Origin of the sequence: Brucepastera parasyntrophica, from assembly GCF_022376835.1 — a bacterium.
Lineage (GTDB): Bacteria > Spirochaetota > Spirochaetia > Treponematales > Treponemataceae > Brucepastera > Brucepastera parasyntrophica.
In genome coordinates, this window is the sequence record NZ_CP084606.1 from 1,166,127 (window position 1) to 1,182,067 (window position 15,941).

The 15,941-nt window shown below is 48.3% G+C and carries 14 protein-coding genes and 1 tRNA gene; 5 read left to right on the forward strand and 10 right to left on the reverse strand.

Features of this window, described 5'->3' with window-relative positions; all coding sequences use genetic code 11:
- Window positions 1-238 precede the first annotated feature (238 nt).
- The 6 genes from K7I13_RS05615 to K7I13_RS05640 form a co-directional block, all read right to left on the reverse strand.
- The gene (locus K7I13_RS05615) at window positions 239-2,542 is read right to left on the reverse strand and encodes an ATP-dependent helicase (protein ID WP_255948654.1); all 2,304 of its coding nucleotides are present in this window, start codon (window positions 2,540-2,542) and stop codon (window positions 239-241) included.
- Window positions 2,539-4,008 carry a MiaB/RimO family radical SAM methylthiotransferase gene (locus K7I13_RS05620; protein WP_255948655.1) on the reverse strand — a complete coding sequence of 490 codons (1,470 nt, stop codon included), beginning with the start codon at window positions 4,006-4,008 and terminating at the stop codon, window positions 2,539-2,541. Before K7I13_RS05620 ends, K7I13_RS05615 begins: the two co-directional genes overlap by 4 nt.
- Window position 4,009: 1 nt before the next feature.
- Entirely contained in the window at window positions 4,010-5,149 is a 1,140-nt protein-coding gene (locus tag K7I13_RS05625; protein WP_255948656.1) for a helix-turn-helix domain-containing protein, read from the reverse strand.
- 15 nt (window positions 5,150-5,164) lie between these two features.
- A complete protein-coding gene (locus tag K7I13_RS05630) occupies window positions 5,165-5,818 on the reverse strand; it encodes a LolA family protein (protein ID WP_255948657.1) in 654 nt (217 codons plus the stop codon).
- Between the two features lie 148 nt (window positions 5,819-5,966).
- Entirely contained in the window at window positions 5,967-7,964 is a 1,998-nt protein-coding gene (ftsH, locus tag K7I13_RS05635) for an ATP-dependent zinc metalloprotease FtsH (protein WP_255948658.1), read from the reverse strand.
- Between the two features lie 124 nt (window positions 7,965-8,088).
- Complete coding sequence (locus tag K7I13_RS05640) at window positions 8,089-9,216, reverse strand: DUF362 domain-containing protein (RefSeq protein ID WP_255948660.1); 1,128 nt, start codon at window positions 9,214-9,216, stop codon at window positions 8,089-8,091.
- A 408-nt stretch (window positions 9,217-9,624) separates the two neighbouring features.
- On the opposite strand from K7I13_RS05640, the gene fliS reads away from it, so the two are divergent.
- Together fliS and flgN are read left to right on the forward strand one after the other, a co-directional pair.
- The gene (gene fliS / locus K7I13_RS05645; protein ID WP_255948662.1) at window positions 9,625-10,065 is read left to right on the forward strand and encodes a flagellar export chaperone FliS; all 441 of its coding nucleotides are present in this window, start codon (window positions 9,625-9,627) and stop codon (window positions 10,063-10,065) included.
- A gap of 11 nt (window positions 10,066-10,076) precedes the next feature.
- The gene (gene flgN / locus K7I13_RS05650) at window positions 10,077-10,553 is read left to right on the forward strand and encodes a flagellar export chaperone FlgN (protein WP_255948664.1); all 477 of its coding nucleotides are present in this window, start codon (window positions 10,077-10,079) and stop codon (window positions 10,551-10,553) included.
- A gap of 583 nt (window positions 10,554-11,136) precedes the next feature.
- Here the strand turns inward: flgN and feoB are convergent.
- The 4 genes from feoB to K7I13_RS05670 form a co-directional block, all read right to left on the reverse strand.
- Window positions 11,137-13,299 carry a ferrous iron transport protein B gene (gene feoB / locus K7I13_RS05655; RefSeq protein ID WP_255948666.1) on the reverse strand — a complete coding sequence of 721 codons (2,163 nt, stop codon included), beginning with the start codon at window positions 13,297-13,299 and terminating at the stop codon, window positions 11,137-11,139.
- Between the two features lie 46 nt (window positions 13,300-13,345).
- Complete coding sequence (locus tag K7I13_RS05660; RefSeq protein ID WP_255948668.1) at window positions 13,346-13,567, reverse strand: FeoA family protein; 222 nt, start codon at window positions 13,565-13,567, stop codon at window positions 13,346-13,348.
- Between the two features lie 231 nt (window positions 13,568-13,798).
- A complete protein-coding gene (locus K7I13_RS05665) occupies window positions 13,799-14,086 on the reverse strand; it encodes a FeoA family protein (RefSeq protein WP_255948669.1) in 288 nt (95 codons plus the stop codon).
- Between the two features lie 320 nt (window positions 14,087-14,406).
- Window positions 14,407-14,489 (reverse strand) — tRNA-Leu (locus K7I13_RS05670).
- A gap of 355 nt (window positions 14,490-14,844) precedes the next feature.
- On the opposite strand from K7I13_RS05670, the gene K7I13_RS05675 reads away from it, so the two are divergent.
- From K7I13_RS05675 to K7I13_RS05685, 3 genes are read left to right on the forward strand one after another with little or no spacing between them, the layout of a single operon-like run.
- Complete coding sequence (locus tag K7I13_RS05675; RefSeq protein WP_255948670.1) at window positions 14,845-15,183, forward strand: hypothetical protein; 339 nt, start codon at window positions 14,845-14,847, stop codon at window positions 15,181-15,183.
- A 17-nt stretch (window positions 15,184-15,200) separates the two neighbouring features.
- Window positions 15,201-15,551, forward strand: coding sequence for a type II toxin-antitoxin system RelE/ParE family toxin (locus K7I13_RS05680; RefSeq protein WP_255948671.1), 351 nt, complete (start codon window positions 15,201-15,203; stop codon window positions 15,549-15,551).
- 2 nt (window positions 15,552-15,553) lie between these two features.
- Window positions 15,554-15,871, forward strand: coding sequence for an XRE family transcriptional regulator (locus tag K7I13_RS05685; protein WP_255948672.1), 318 nt, complete (start codon window positions 15,554-15,556; stop codon window positions 15,869-15,871).
- Window positions 15,872-15,941: the final 70 nt, after the last annotated feature.

A 15,941-nucleotide genomic window follows, 5' to 3' on the forward strand; every position in this document is an offset into this window, starting at 1 on the left:
TTCAGTATAGCGTATGCTGAGTTCTTTTTCAGCAGCCGGTCCAGGAACCGGCTGTTTATTCGAGGCGAGGGTTTAATACCCCGTTGCCCTACAGCAGTTTTTATAGCCACCTATAAAAACGTTACTTTTTATAGATTTCTCGGTATTAAACCCGAGACCAATTCCACGGGAGAGAAAAATACTCCAGCCCGAAGGTCTGCAGCTCTTCGAGCTGACTGCTCTGCGGCGGGGTATTTTATTAGTCATCCTCGCCGATCAGCAGCAAATCCTTTTCCTGGAATTCAGGCAAAAACCGTTTTCTGCCGCCCGTTTCAAAATCAACAAAAATAACACAGCCGGATTCCGGATCAGAAGGATCGGTAAAAGCCACCTCTGTGATAATACCATAACCGTAATCATCATGGAAGAGTTTTTGCCCTGTTTTCCATTTTCCGTATTCTCCGCCTGGACCGGAGCTTCTTTCCTGGTTTCCGGAAAGGGGATTATATCCGCCATGGGCTAATCCTGACAGACTTATCCGGGAGGAAAAGGAACGGGGAACCATACCCTGTACATCTATATTTTCTGTTCCGATTTCAGAAAGAAATCTGCTCGGCTCCATATAGGCCGCCCGGCCGTACAGCCGCCTCATGGCGCAGCTGGTAAAGTACAGTTCGTCCATTGCACGGGTACAGCCCACATACATAAGCCGGCGTTCCTCTTCCAGATCATCACCTTTCTTATCCTCGCGGGGGAAAACCCCGGTTTCAAGACCGGTAATAATAACCCTTGGAAATTCCAAACCTTTGGTATTATGCAATGTTATAAGTGTCACGGAATCGGGATTTGTATTTTCCTCTTCCACCATTGAACGGTCAAGCTCGATATGCTCGAGAAATTCAAGAAGTCCTTCTTCCGAAAGAGGATACAGACTGGAGGCGTTCATCAGTTCCTGAAGGTTTGCTACCTTCTGGGTCCCGGCTATTTCATCCTGCCCGGCATGATAATCCAGAAGTCCGGAGCGTTCAAGAAGTTTTTCAACAAAAACTGCGAGTCCGACCGCGCCCTTTTTCCGCGCAGTTTTTTTCTGTTTATCATCGCCGGATTGTTCGTCGTTTTCCGGAGTGCGGATCAGAAGACTGAGGCTGTCTATTATTGTCAGAAAATCCGACAGTCCTGACTTTGCCTTCTTCGACAGAGAAGGCAGGACCGCACGGGAGGCCGAGAACAGGTCCTGTTTTTCATCAAAATCAAAGGACACGGTTTCAGGATCGGCTGAAGGATTATGGGCTTCCGCAACAATTCTGTCCTGGGTAACCTGACCGACTCCGCGCGCCGGTTTATTGACAATACGGCGGAAAGCAACCTCATCCCGGCCGTTTGCAATAAGGGCGAGAAAAGCCAGAGCATCCTTAATTTCTTCCCGCTCATAGAATTTCAGTGACCCGACAACCTTGTACGGAATTTTACGGTGCAGGAATTCAGTCTCAAATCCGAGGGACTGGGCATTTGTTCTGTATAGGATGGCCCAGTCCTGATAGGGGCAGCCCTTGTCACGGGCATTCTGAATCAGCGCGGCGCAGAATTTTGCTTCGTCATCCTGATTGGGCAAAAAAGTCAGCACCGGATTTTTGCCTCCGCCCCGTTCCGCCAAAAGTGTTTTCCCAAGCCTGCCGCTGTTATACGCAACGACTCTGGAGGCGGTATCAAGAATGGGTTCGGTTGAACGGTAATTCCTTTCCAGTTTGATAATTTCGGTTCCCGAAAAACTGTCCGCAAAGGTAAGAATATTCCGTACCTCTGCGCCCCGGAAGCGGTAAATGGACTGGTCATCGTCGCCGACAACACAGAGATAGGTCTCAGGGCCGGTTATGGACCGGAGAAACTCAAACTGGGCAACATTGGAATCCTGATATTCATCAACCATGATAACACTGAAGCGCGAATGGATTCTGGAACGCACCTCAGGATGCTCCTCAAGCAGCCGGACGGGAAGAAGAATCAGATCACCGAAATCAAGATTTCCGGTACCGCGCAGGCGCCTTTCATAGGTCCGGTACATCTCCGCAAATTCAGGATCGGGATCAATTTCCGCGAGGAAGGGGCTGTCAAAACCGTACCCGTAATCTTTTGCCCGCGCGATTTTATGCGCGGCAAAAGAAATCTGCTGGCGGGTCAGGGCAGGATAACTCTGGGCAAGAAGAGTCACAGCGTCATCATCATCATAAATCGTGAAATTTGAAACAAGACCGGCGAGAGAAGCGTTCCGCCGTAAAAGCCAGGCTCCGAAAGAATGAAAGGTACGGAGTACTGAACGCTCGGCACGAGGTTCAAGCCTGGTCGCGCGCTGGGCCATTTCCCTGGCGGCTTTGTTTGTAAAAGTTACGGCAAGGATCGATTCCGGCGGAACACCCTGCTCGGCAATAAGCCAGGCTATTTTTGTGGTAATGACCCTGGTTTTACCGGACCCTGCTCCGGCAAGTATGAGAAGAGGAGAACCTTCATGGGTCACAGCCGCATATTGTTCGGGATTTAAAACAGAAAGATACTGGTCTCTATTCATTGCACCACTCCGTCCAGATCAACGCCACTTACGCCCCGGATATAGGCCCGCACAATTGAGCCCGGACGGATTGGTCCGCCGTCAAGCGAGGTCCGGTCTTCCTCATACTGAAGGACAACTGAACCGTCGACTTCGGGGGCCTGAAACCATGTCCGTCCGATCGCAAGCCTGGAAGCGGGAATATCATTGTTTCCCTCTTCCGGGTTCAGGACCAGTTCCTCAACAAGAACATCAAGAATTTTTCCGGTAAAAAACAGAAGCTTTTCCGAAGTCATACCGGACTGGATTTGGCGGAGAAGTTCAAGCCGGGTTTGGGCCTCTTTTTTTGGCGGCCTCTTTTTGAGCAAAGCCGCTTTTGTTCCGTCTTCGCATGACCAGATAAAACCTCCCGACCAGAGACTCTGTATGCTTTGGAGAAAGGCCGAGGTTTCATCAAAGTCCTCCGCTGTTTCTCCGGGAAACCCGACAAGAAAGGTTGTCCGGAAAGCTACAAACCCGTAGGGATTTACGGCTTCGGAAAAACTTCTCCGTATATCCGAAATCAGCCCGAGATATTGTTCCGGCGTTCCTTTCCGGTTCATTGCCGGAAGGATGGCCTTGCTTCCCGACTGAAAAGGCAGATCAAAATAAGGGAGAAACCGGAAATCGGCCGTCATTACAGGCAGAATATCGCGGGGAAAGTTATCGGGATGAATATACAAAAGTCTGATCCTGAAATTCCCTTCAAGCCCGGAGAGAGCTGTAAGCAAAAGGGCGAGAGGGCTTAAAGAGGTCCCGGCTTCCGCAGGGTTTTCCTTCCGTTCACCGGAAACAGCGTCTTCATTGCCCCTTCCGTAGGATGCAAGGTCCTGGCCTATCAGATTCAATTCAAAAATTCCCTGCGAAATGAGAAGACTGCATTCATCAATAATCTCGTGTATGGGTCTGCTGCGGAGTTCTCCCCGGATAAGGGGAATCGCGCAAAAAGAACAGTGATTATTGCAGCCCTCGGTTATTTTCACGTATGCCGAACCCGGAAAGGACAGCAGCTGTGGACGCGATCCGGAACAGACGCCCTGCTGGGCGGGAACCAGAACGGGGACTTTTTCCGTTTTACCGGAAAGTCCTGGCCGTATATCTGACTCCGGAAATAGTTTATCAATGATTTCGGGGAGCCGGTAAAGATCACCGTTTCCGAAAAAGGCATCAGCTTCCGTCAGATTTTCAGAGAGATCGGACGCATACCGTTCGGCAAGACAGCCAGCCAAGAGGACTTTTGCATTGGGATAGGCGGCCCGGGCTGTAATTACGGACTCCAGGGATTCTTTTTTCGCGGATTCAATAAAGCCGCAGGAATTAACAATAATCAGGGAAGCATCTTCAGGAATATCAGTCCTTATCCAGCCCCTTTGCCCAAGGATACCGATTAACAGCTCGCCGTCAACCTGGTTCTTCGCGCATCCGTGCTGATCAAGGAAAAACCGCATGTCAGTCTATATCCATTACTACAAACCGGTACCGTCCGGTATCACTGTCCCTGAGCCAGCGGAGATCTTTAACAATTACTTCACCAGGCCGGCTCAACTCGAGGTCAACGGTTTTTCCGCCGGCAATCATTCTGATTTTTACGGCATTGCCGTTCGAGGCCCATATCCGTATACCATTTTTGGCCTGGACCTTAAGCTCTTCGGATTTCTGGTAATACCGTTCTTCCCGGTTTGTGCCATCCGCCTCATACCGGAACAGGCAGTACCCGCGGAATATGGCTTCCATTGTGACAGGATAGGCGGAGCCGCCTTCAAAAAGTACAAGCTGCTGGTTTGACGAAGACGGGGAAGTTGAAGGAGGAGGAACAGTGACATCTCCCTGAGCGGCGGCGTCAGGATCCTGTGAAGCCAGTCCGGCAGACAACCCCTCGCCTGAAATAAGATGGATCTTCGCTCCGCGGGAAGGATTATTTTTGTACAGGTCCTCAACAAACACCTTGATATCAAGCGTTCCGTCATCTGTAAGATCTATCAGCAGATCCTGCCCCAGTTCAATTATTTTGTCGCCGACCGGGGTGGAGAGTTTCAAGGATGGCGCGGTTGATTCAACGGTCACCAGATATTCCCCGCCTTCGAGCGGAAGGAGAAAACTGTCGCCGGCATATACCCGTTCCCTGAAATCGGTTTCACTGATATTGTATGCAACGGGCGTCCGGACCTCAACAACCTCCGGTTCACGGTTTGCGGGATCAAAAAGTTTGCTGCCAAAATAGAACGCGGCAACACCCAGTAATCCGACCAGAAGAACAATCGCAATAATTTTTATAATTTTTCCGCCGGCGCCGCTGAAAATGCGGGAAGAAAGCGTCCGCGATGGAACAAGCATTTCAATGGGGACCTGCTGTTCCTGGATTTTCTGGTTTTTATAGGCATTAATGAATTCCGCACTATTCAGACCGAGATATTCACAATAATTCCGCAAAAAACCTAAAAGATAGGGCTCGCCGGGGAAAACGGAAAAATCCTCATTTTCGAGGGCTTCCAGAAAACGGCGGGAAATATTGGTTTCCCGCGCGGCCTGATCCAGATCAATACCTTTTGATATCCGTGTATCTTCCAGCTTTTTGCCGAACGCTTCCATATTTTTTTATCTCCGTTATTCCGAAAAAAGGAAATTATTGAATGCATTTGCCGATGGAGGCGCATCATATATAAACCGGTTATCAAGAATGCCCTGGTTCAGCGAATAATCAGAGAATTCAAAGGTAATCTGGTCGCCGGTTACGGTTTGGGCTTCAATCACCCGTATAAGTTTCGATTCAGGGGAAATTTTAAGACGTATAGTCCTGAACATTTCGGTTGCCGAACGGCGGGAAAGGAGCAATACAATGACCGTTTCCCTCGCATTTTCCCTGATTGGAACCGGATCAGGACCTTCTTCATAGGCAACCGAATAAAACCGCTTCATAAGCGCGAGGCCCTGAGGCGTCGCCAGAGAAGCCCCGGAAGCTGAAGAGCTTTTTTCCACGGACTGGTTAAGTACAACATTGTATGAGGGCAGATAAATAGTCAGCATATCCCCGTTAAAAACAATAGCCTGTTCATCAGGTCTGGTAAAATCTATCCGCAAAAGATGGGGAACTTTAAATATAACCCTTCCGGTCATTGTCTCAGCCCGGGAACCGGTGCCGCTGGTAATGGTTATATTAGCGGAATAATCCCTAATTGAAGCATATACATCTGAAACTGATGAAAAAAAGGTATCGGCGGTAGTGATGGATGTCTGGGCAGAAAGCAGCATGCAGGGCATAAAAAAACATACCAACATTACATATGGAAACCTGGAAGAAAATATTTTCATTCTATAAGTAAACCAGAAAGAAGGTATTCAGTCAATTAAGCAGACAGCAAAATTGTCCTGTTTTGCATTCAGGGAGGAGATTTTCATGTAGATCGGGTCAGTCTATCTCGGTTCCGGCCTGGTCTCCTGGTTTCGGCAGATTGGCTTCCGCCGTGACTATCTCCATAAACTCGGTTTCTTCTATTATTTCCTTTTCAAGCAGGCGGTTCGCGATATAATCGACAAGAACCCTTTTTTCGGCCAGGAGTTTTTTTACGGCTCCATACCGTTCGTCTATTATTCTGGCGATTTCTTCATCAATATACTGCTGGGTCGATTCGGCGTACTCCCTGACCAGATGGGGTTCCATGCCCGATCCGTATCCCGCGCCCCGCTGACTAAGCGCAACATTCCTGAATTTTCCGCTCATTCCGTAGTCCGTTATCATTTTCCGGATGATATCGGTAGCCCGCGAAAGGTCATTCGAAGCGCCGGTTGAAACCTGGGAAAATACTATTTCCTCCGCGGCCCGGCCGCCCAATAACACATCAATTTCACCGAGCAGCTCGTTTTCAGTCCGCAGATAGCGGTCTTCCTCGGGCATTTGGAGGGTATACCCCAAAGCGGCGACCCCGCGCGGAATAATTGAAACTTTATGAACCCTGTCCGCTCCCGGAGTAAAAGCGGCCATAACAGCGTGTCCTGTTTCATGGAATGCGACAATTTTCCGCTCTTCTTCCTTTATTACCCTGCTTTTTTTCTGGAGCCCGGCTATGGCTTTTTCAACAGCCTCGTCCAGGTCTTCCATGGTAACTTCCTTGCGGCCGGCGCGCACGGCGAGCAGGGCGGCCTCATTGATAATATTCGCAAGGTCGGCTCCGGAAGAGCCGCTGGTGGTTTTGGCAATTGAAGCGAGATTAACATCCTTCGCAAGTTTGACATTTTTCGCGTGAATTTTGAGGATCTGCTCTCTGCCCTTGACGTCGGGGCGGTCAACAACAACCTGCCGGTCAAACCGGCCCGGTCTGAGCAGCGCGGGATCAAGAACATCAGGGCGGTTTGTCGCCGCAAGCAGAATAAGCCCGCTGGACCCGTCAAATCCGTCCATTTCAACCAGAAGCTGGTTCAGGGTCTGCTCCCGTTCATCATTTGAAGACATTGAGTTAATGCGGGACTTTCCGATGGCGTCCAGTTCGTCAATAAAGACAATGCAGGGTGCCTTTTCCCTGGCCTGCTTGAACAGATCACGAACCCGGGACGCCCCAACGCCGACAAACATTTCAACAAAATCGGAACCGCTGATGCGGAAAAAAGGCACGCCGGCTTCTCCCGCGACCGCCCTGGCAAGGAGGGTCTTTCCGGTACCCGGAGGCCCGATAAGAAGCACGCCCCGCGGAATTTTTCCGCCTATATCAGTGTATTTCTTCGGATATTTGAGAAAGTCGACCACTTCAACAAGTTCTTCCTTTGCTTCATCAACCCCGGCGACATCCGAAAAGCGGGTTGAGACCTTCCCCTCTTCCACCGCGGCGGAACGGGTCTGTCCGGCGGAAAAAATACTGCCGCCGAGTCCACCGCCCATCCTTTTAATAAGAAACCGCCAGATAAGGAAAATAAGGGCAAGCGGGATTAAAAGCTGGATGATAAATTCAAAAAAATAATTCCGGTTCGTAGGCTGGATTGAATAGGACACATGCGCGGCGTTCAGAAACTCAAAAAATTCGTCAGTCGCGACCCCGTATGTCCGGTAGCTTTTTCCTTTGGATGAACTCCTGCCGAATGGAAAAGGCCTGTTCGTCTGGGAATCTGGGTCTTCCGGGGTAGTATAGCCGACAAACTCACTGTTGCTGAGCACAACCCGTACAATTTCGCCGGAGGAAATCCGCTCCCTGAATTCGGAAAACGGGATCGCGGGATCCGAACGGGGGAAAAGCATATTAATGATTACCAGAACAGCCAGAATAATCAGTATTATTGCCCAAAAAGGAATCCTGGGCATCTTGGGAGTATTTTTTCCGTCAGATGATCCTGGTTCCGGATTCAGCTTGAAAAAATTAAAAGGATCATTCTGGTTATCATTTTTTTTATCTTTTTGAGAATTATCTGGATCACTCATACTGCATACACCGCCTGAAAGGGAACCTTTTTGAGATATGGTTTCGGGAACCCTATCCATATAATACGGAAAACTGCCCATTACGTCGAGTCATTTATTTTTTTTTTTCGGTTTCATAGGCTATTTATGGTATCCTCCGGAGGCGTATGGCGTCTTCGGGACAAATTTCGTGGCAGCAAAAACAGTGCAGGCACTTTTTGCGGTCAAGAACAACAAAGGCGCGCTTTTTCCTGGTTTCGAACCGGAGCGCCTTTCCGGGACAGATTTTAATGCAGTTACCGCAGCGTATGCATTTTTTCGATACAAAATGGGGCCACAAAAGAAAAACAAACGAAGCGAATGTATGAAAAAACCGGGGCATATAGGGTTTGAGAAGGTCGTTTCCGCGGAAGCTTTTAACAATGTCGAATTTCCTGGGCTTCAGACTTTCAAAGGAATCCCCCAACAGCAGAATATCAGACGGATCGGACAGCCAGCGTCCCCGGTCAAGGGCGTCCGCAAGATTTTCGATTTTTTCCGGCTGGTATCCCACCAGAGAGGACGAAATCCAGTCAAGGGCAAGAATATCAGGGGAAGCGGCGAGGACCCCGACCCTGACCGGCCTGCCGTTTCCGGGACCGCCGGGACCTTCCATGGCAATTATGCTGTCCATAATGCCGTACGAAGCCTTTGCGGCAAGATTCAGATCAGTCAGAAAGGCGGAAAATTCCTTCCGTTCCGGAAAGCGGAAATGAATCTGGGCCTTATCAAGGCCTACCATAAGGCCGAACAGGTTTTTCATTGCCCCGGTGTATGCCATAAGCCGGTGGGTTTTCAGCTTGGGAAGGGTAACCAGTATATCAGCCCGTTCAAAAACCTCCGCAAAGGTAAAAGCCTTGACGAGTTTCCCTTCGGGACAGGCAACCGGGACGGAACCGTCAAAATCGGCCCATATCCCGCCGGCTTCAATGACTGCATCATAAATCCCGCAGGCTTTCGCGGCCATCCGGCTTCCCGCGATAGCGGGAGAATCCCCTGCCAGAACTTCGGAGGCCCCCCGTTCCAGAAAAGCCCGGACTGAGGCGTATACTACCTCGGGATGGGTACAGACAGCGGACTCCGCCTTTTTGGGAAACAGAATATTGGGCTTTAAAAGCACTGTTTTTCCGCGCACATCCGGCGGAGGGGCCAGTTCCAGCAGTTTTTCAAGTGCCTGACGGACATTATTTCTGTCATAATCAGGACAGGCCGTAAGAGCTACAGGTGAAGGCATATAATCCTCTTTCGTCCCGGGCAGGATTCCGGCATAGTCTTGGTTTGTACATCAGTGTAATACCGGAAAAGACTTGATGCAAGCGGAAAACAGAACCGAAAGGGGAATCAGTTTTGCTGAAAGACTAAAATAAGGATGAGGTTCTCCCAGAATAAGGGGAACGTTTGAGCTTCACACAGGGAGGAAGATTGTATACCGACCGGTAAGTATACAACAAAAAAGACAATAAACGCAAAGTTGCTTTCCATGGGAAACACGAGGGGAAAAATACTATGCAGGCAGTTTTTACAAACCTTTTCCGTTTTTTGCTGGCTTTTTTTTTCCTTTTCGGCTAAAGTAGAAGAATAACCTGCCGATATGGTATACAGGAATGGATGGAAATTCCATTTTTAAAGCGAGGGTGGCGAAGTGAGTTACAATCAAGCATTAAGTGCATATCGGGAAACAAGGGTACGTACGGCGAGCCAGGGTTCTCTCATTGTTATGCTGTATGAAGAAGCTATCAAACAGCTGGGAGCGGCTATCGAACTTATGGATGATGACTTCCGCAAGAATACGGGCCGTATTGAATTAATCAATAATCATATCCTCAAAACTCAGGAAATTATTACGGAGCTGATGGCTTCGCTGAACATGGAAGCAGGGGAAATCGCTGCGAACCTGCTTGCTCTGTATACCTATTTCAACCAGCAGCTGATCGAAGCAAATATTGAAAAGAAACCGGAAAAACTGCAGTTTATCAGGAATATGATGGACCAGCTCAGGCAGGCCTGGGCTGAGGCGGTAAATACAACTGCCAATACCACACCGGCGCAAAAAGCCCCGGCAGGCATTGATATCGCAGGATAACCGGGAAGACCATGGCTCAGCAGGAATTAACACAGGAGCAGGTCGCTGAAAGAGTAGCCATTCTGAAGCGGTTCAGGCAGCTCCTGGAAGAACAGAGAAATAAATTCCGCGAATACCTTTCCGTCCTTGAAAAACAGGAAGACATGATACATTCCGACAATGTGGACGCCATGGTCAGACATACGGAAATCGAACAGTCCATAATAGCTGAAATTTATACAATCCAGAAAGTTATTGACCCGATGGAAGAGCTGGTCAAAACCATTAACCCGGCAAAACAGGATACCGAAATTCCAAAAATCAAGACTGATCTTGAACACTTGAGGAAAGAGGTCCTCCAGCAGAACGAAAAAAACAGGGACCTGCTTAAATCCCATATGCAGACCCTCAGGCAACAGGTGCTTTCCATGAAAAACCCCTACGCGGGCAAACAGAGCATTTACGCTTCGGGCGCCAACTCCGCGTCTGTCATTGATATTGAGTCATAAATCCTTTTTGTTACTATATGCTGAAAAAACCCGGTAAAATGATACCGGGTTTTTTGTTGTTATTTTTTGCGGAAAAGCTTCATATTATTGTTTTATACGTCAACTCGCAAAATCCTGCCCTGTAATTATTGGGCAGGAAGTTCAACACAAACGGCTGTTCGATCATCATTGGAGGGGCGCGCGCAAATGGAAGACTTCCCGGAAAAAGGGTATGGCTGAGTCGGATAGAGATTTTTTAAAGAATACGATATACCGACCGGTAAGTATATATACCATCGCAGTCAATGAGTGAAGAAGGTCTGATCTTCTGAAAACAGTATTTATTGCTGCAAAAAAACTTCGGCTCCCCGGAGAAAGGAGTCTTTTACGAAAAAGAGTATAATAATAGCCTGTTCAGGGACAACTCCGGACTTTCGCTATACTTACCGGTCGGTATAATTTCTTCAATATACAATCTTCCAGGTCCTGAAATTGATACCGTCAAAACACACTGTTTATATGAAATCATGAACAGAAAACTTCGCCCATAAAAAAACCCGGACAGCATGAAAAACTCATGCCTCATCCGGGTTTTATCCAGCACTTACGCGTTAGCGTGGTTCTGCATGGAATTCCGTCGTCTCATTCCGCCGTCCGGCCGGAACAGAAGATACAGGAATCCGAGGGCCAGTACTATAGCAGCCACTGTCCATCCGCTGAATGAAGCAAGGCCTGTTATAAGGCTGCCGAACTGGTATACCAGGAAAGCCATGACATAGGCATATACAGTCTGGTAACCGATCGCGAACCAGGTCCACTTTCCGCTCGCCATTTCTCGCCGGATAGCTCCGATAGCGGCAAAACAGGGAGCGCACAGCAGATTGAATACCAGGAAGGACAGACCCTGTATAGCGGTCGGGAAAATCGAACGGCCTGCTGCCCAGAGCGCGGGATCGGTTTCAGCAACTTCACCGACGCCGGTAAGAATACCGAAGGTTGCGACAACATTTTCTTTCGCGACAAGACCCGTAATGGTCGCTACGGTAGCCTGCCAGTTTCCGAAGCCAAGAGGCATAAATATCCAGGCAAACATATTTCCCAGGAACGCAAGAAGACTCTCGTCCTGTTCGACCATGCCGAAACTTCCGCCGGAAAATCCGAAGCTCGAAAGGAACCAGATAATTCCGCAGGCAATGAAGATAATGGTACCAGCCTTGATAATAAAGGCCTTGACCCGGTCCCACATATGAAAGAGTACACTCTTTATTGAAGGCCAGTGGTAAGAGGGAAGCTCCATAACAAAGGGAGCAGGTTCGCCGGCAAACATTTTTGTCTTTTTCAGAATGATGCCGGAAGAAATAACAGCAAAAATACCCAGGAAGTACATTGATGGAGCGACCCAGCCCGCGCCGCCTGCAATAATGCCGGCAAGGAAAGCGATAATGGGCAATTTCGCGCTGCAGGGAATAAAGGTTGTCGTCATGACAGTCATTCGCCTGTCTTTTTCATTCTCAATTGTTTTCGCGGCCATAACACCCGGAACCCCGCATCCCGACGAAATAAGCATCGGGATAAAACTCTTTCCGGAAAGCCCGAATTTTCTGAAAATACGGTCCATAATAAAGGCAACGCGGGCCATATAACCGCAGTCTTCAAGAAAGGCAAGAAAGAAAAACAGAACAAACAGCTGGGGAACAAACCCGAGCACAGCCCCGACCCCTCCTATAATACCGTCGACAATCAGGCTGGTCAGCCACGCCGCGGCCCCGATACCTTCGAGCCATTCGCCGACCGGACCCTGGATCCAATCTCCGAAAAGGGTGTCATTGGTAAAGTCGGTCACAAGAGCGCCGAGCGTTGTAACTGAAATATAATATACAAGGAACATGACCACCGCAAAAATAGGAAGAGCCAGCCAGCGGTTGGTCACAATTCTGTCTATTTTATCTGAGGTTGAAAGAGCAGGAGATTTTTTATGCATGACAGATTTTATTGTTTTTGAAATAAAGGTATACCGTTCATTGGTAATAATACTTTCGCTATCGTCATCCTGTTCGTTTTCAAGAGCCTTGATACTGCCGTCAATCTTTTTGCTTTCCGTCTCCGGAATCTTCAGGGCGTCAAGAACATTAGCGTCACGCTCAAAAACCTTAATCGAATACCAGCGTGAAAGATTTCCGCTGTTTGCGGGCAGTACGGGATTTATACTTTCCGATATTCCGGCAAGAACGGCTTCGACGGATTTACTGAAAACTACCGGTTTCGGGAGTTTGTTTTTCTGTGAAGCAAGCCCGATAGCCGCTTCGGCGGCTTCCTTTATCCCCTGCCCTTTCAGGGCCGAGGTTTCAATAACCGTGCAGCCGAACAGGTCTTCCAGAGCTGCCTTATTGACCGTATCTCCGCTCTTTTTCAGGAGATCAAACATATTGAGTGCGATTACAACAGGAATACCCAGCTCGATAAGCTGGGTAGTAAGGTAGAGATTGCGTTCAAGGTTTGTCGCATCCACAATATTGATAATCGCGTCCGGTCTTTCCTTTACCAGATAATCCCGGCTGACCAGTTCTTCCGGACTGTACGGGGAAAGCGAATAAATACCGGGAAGATCGGTCACAATTACATTTTTGTGTCCCCGAAGCTTGCCCTCCTTTTTTTCAACAGTAACACCGGGCCAGTTTCCGACATACTGACTGCTGCCCGTTAAACCATTGAACATCGTTGTTTTACCGCTGTTCGGGTTCCCGGCAAGCGCAATTCTTATATCCATATTATTCTCCTATTGTTAGTAATGGTTAACTTTAACGAAAAAAAAATCAGCCGATTTCAATGTTCTCGGCTTCACTCTTTCTGATTGACAGTTCATACCCGCGCACCGTTATTTCGATGGGATCACCCAAAGGAGCGACCTTTACCACGGTAACCTCAGTTCCCTTGGTCAGCCCCATATCCATTATCCGCCTGCGCACCGCTCCGGTGCCGGACAGCTTCTTTATAGTGACCGTTTCACCGCTTTTAACATCTTTTAATGTCTGCATACATACTCCTGTTTGTTTTTATTCAAGGCGAGGGTTTAAAACCCCGCTGCTCTGCGGCGTTTTCTATACCAACCTATAAAAAAGTTAGTTTTTGTAGGTTCCATGGTATTAAACCCGAGACCAATTCCTCGGGAGAGAAAAATACTCCAGACCGAAGGTCTGCCCTGCTCTGCGGCGAGGTATTTTATACACATTAATTACACATACAATCGCTATTTTTTTGTATACAACTCAGCGTTCTTCGGCGTAAATGCGCGCGGCCAGAGCCTTGCACAGGGCTATCCGGCTGCCTTTCACCTCAACAATAATATTTCCATTGATTTCCGAAACAATCCGGACCGGGGTATTCTCAATAAATCCCAGATTTTCAAGAAATTTCTTGGTTTCCTGTTTTCCGTTAACCGATTGTACATATACTTCAGTTCCGGCAGGAAGCATTGAAAGAGGAATAGAGGAAGAACCTGTCCTTAAAACGGGCTGTTTTTCCGTCAAAATGGAAGTCTGGCATACCTGTTTCATATATACCCTCCATAACAGTTTTGTTATCTGTTTCTAACTTCTAGAAACACTATATACTTAAAACAAGTTTTTGTCAACAAAGGTTAACAAAAAAACGCGTATTTTGCTCTTTTACGCTGGCGGGGGACAGCCGCACTTTTACAAAGGGTATGCCTCCGCCAGCTATTATTTATATAGAAGAAATTGGCTGATTTGCAGCTTGAGGCGTACTCCAGGCAGGGTTTGTGCATATACACCGGCGCGGGGTGTTCCGTTCCCCTTGATGGTACCGCTATAAAATACTCCGGCGCGAATAAAAAAACCGCACTGAAGTGCGGTTTTGCCGGCGAAGGGACTTGAACCCTTACGGGGTCGCCCCCAGTAGATTTTGAGTCTACCGTGTCTGCCATTTCACCACGCCGGCAAGTAAAAAAAATTATAGCACAGCAAGGCCGGTTTTGTCTATCACGCGTTGTTGGAATTAATTGAGTACTGCAACGACGACCAGAGCTGCAGACGCAGATACCCAACGAGCCGAATGCGAATACAGAGCGCCCCCGCCCCCGTCATTCACATACGTCATTCTCGTCATCCCCCGCGAAGGCGGGAATCCACTCAAGTGCCAGCTTCAAAATCTTACACATAACAATGTGTAAAAAATCTAAATCTTACACACGATATTGTGTAAGAAGTATGAACTTTACACACAGTAATATGTAACATTTGGGCGCCTGCCATGAGTTCATCTATGGTGAACTGAGTTCACCATAGATGAACTCATGGCACCGCGCTTTCCGCTCCAAGTCCTCGCCGTCCGGACCTGCCCGAAAAAGTCCTGCAGCACAGCAGCGCGTCCCGCTCCGGGCTTTCCGCTTCAATCGCTGGCGCTCGTCACCCGTCAGCACTCAGCGAAAAATAAAGGCTTTGCAGAAGCCAAGGTTGTTGTTCCTGTTGCTGGGGTTGTTCCGGGAAGCATTGCGCCAGCCCGTAATTTCCTTTCTTATGGTTTCCATCATAAGCGCAAGCCTGGCCTGCTCTTTGGCGCTGGGAGCATGACAGGAAAGAGTATTCGAACCTCTCTGAAAATACCTTCAAAACAGTTGACATTATTCCTTTAATGGAATATCATTGAAATATGAAATGGAACGTTGAGTTTACCGATGAATTCGGTGGTTGGTGGGATACCCTTTCACAAGCCGAGCAGAAATCAGTCGCGTTCACTGTAGGACTTCTTGAGATTGAAGGACCTGGACTCAGATTTCCTTACAGCAGTAAAACTATCGGTTCCATACATTCCGGAATGCGTGAATTGAGAAGCCAGTGCGAAGGGAGGCCTTTACGGACTTTTTACGTTTTTGATCCACGGCGTAATGCAATATTACTCATTGGCGGGGATAAAACAGGAGATGATCGATTTTATGAAGTACTGGTTCCCAGAGCGGATGAAATCTATAAGCACTACCTTTCCGAAATTGAGGAGGAATAACAATGAAAACACATAAATGGTCTGAATTACGCGATAAAATGCCCCCTGAAACGAGAGCTGAAGTTGATGAGCAGATACAGAAAACCATAGCGGAAATGCCACTAAACGAACTTCGCAATGCTCGAGGATTATCTCAGAAAATGCTTGCCGAGGCCTTGCACATACAGCAGCCAGCAATTGCAAAGATGGAAAAACGCACTGATATGTATATCTCCACCCTCCGCAGTCATATTGAGGCGATGGGAGGTGAACTCGAAATCACCGCCCGGTTCCCCGATGGCGCAGTAAAGATAACCAATTTTTCATTGATAGAATCATAAAGATTGAAACCTTGCAGACCCGGAGGCAAACCCAACTTTGCGGGAGGGAATCCATGCGCGTAACGCACCG

What these genes read in the sequence shown, in the direction of transcription:
- ftsH (WP_255948658.1), bottom strand. Translation starts at nt 7,964, where the DNA reads ATGAGTGATCCAGATAATTCTCAAAAAGATAAAAAAAATGATAACCAG.
- K7I13_RS05685 (WP_255948672.1), top strand. Translation starts at nt 15,554, where the DNA reads ATGAAAACACATAAATGGTCTGAATTACGCGATAAAATGCCCCCTGAA.
- K7I13_RS05615 (WP_255948654.1), bottom strand. Translation starts at nt 2,542, where the DNA reads ATGAATAGAGACCAGTATCTTTCTGTTTTAAATCCCGAACAATATGCG.
- K7I13_RS05680 (WP_255948671.1), top strand. Translation starts at nt 15,201, where the DNA reads ATGAAATGGAACGTTGAGTTTACCGATGAATTCGGTGGTTGGTGGGAT.
- K7I13_RS05660 (WP_255948668.1), bottom strand. Translation starts at nt 13,567, where the DNA reads ATGCAGACATTAAAAGATGTTAAAAGCGGTGAAACGGTCACTATAAAG.
- K7I13_RS05640 (WP_255948660.1), bottom strand. Translation starts at nt 9,216, where the DNA reads ATGCCTTCACCTGTAGCTCTTACGGCCTGTCCTGATTATGACAGAAAT.
- feoB (WP_255948666.1), bottom strand. Translation starts at nt 13,299, where the DNA reads ATGGATATAAGAATTGCGCTTGCCGGGAACCCGAACAGCGGTAAAACA.
- K7I13_RS05630 (WP_255948657.1), bottom strand. Translation starts at nt 5,818, where the DNA reads ATGCCCTGCATGCTGCTTTCTGCCCAGACATCCATCACTACCGCCGAT.
- K7I13_RS05665 (WP_255948669.1), bottom strand. Translation starts at nt 14,086, where the DNA reads ATGAAACAGGTATGCCAGACTTCCATTTTGACGGAAAAACAGCCCGTT.
- K7I13_RS05675 (WP_255948670.1), top strand. Translation starts at nt 14,845, where the DNA reads ATGGCACCGCGCTTTCCGCTCCAAGTCCTCGCCGTCCGGACCTGCCCG.
- K7I13_RS05620 (WP_255948655.1), bottom strand. Translation starts at nt 4,008, where the DNA reads ATGCGGTTTTTCCTTGATCAGCACGGATGCGCGAAGAACCAGGTTGAC.
- flgN (WP_255948664.1), top strand. Translation starts at nt 10,077, where the DNA reads ATGGCTCAGCAGGAATTAACACAGGAGCAGGTCGCTGAAAGAGTAGCC.
- K7I13_RS05625 (WP_255948656.1), bottom strand. Translation starts at nt 5,149, where the DNA reads ATGGAAGCGTTCGGCAAAAAGCTGGAAGATACACGGATATCAAAAGGT.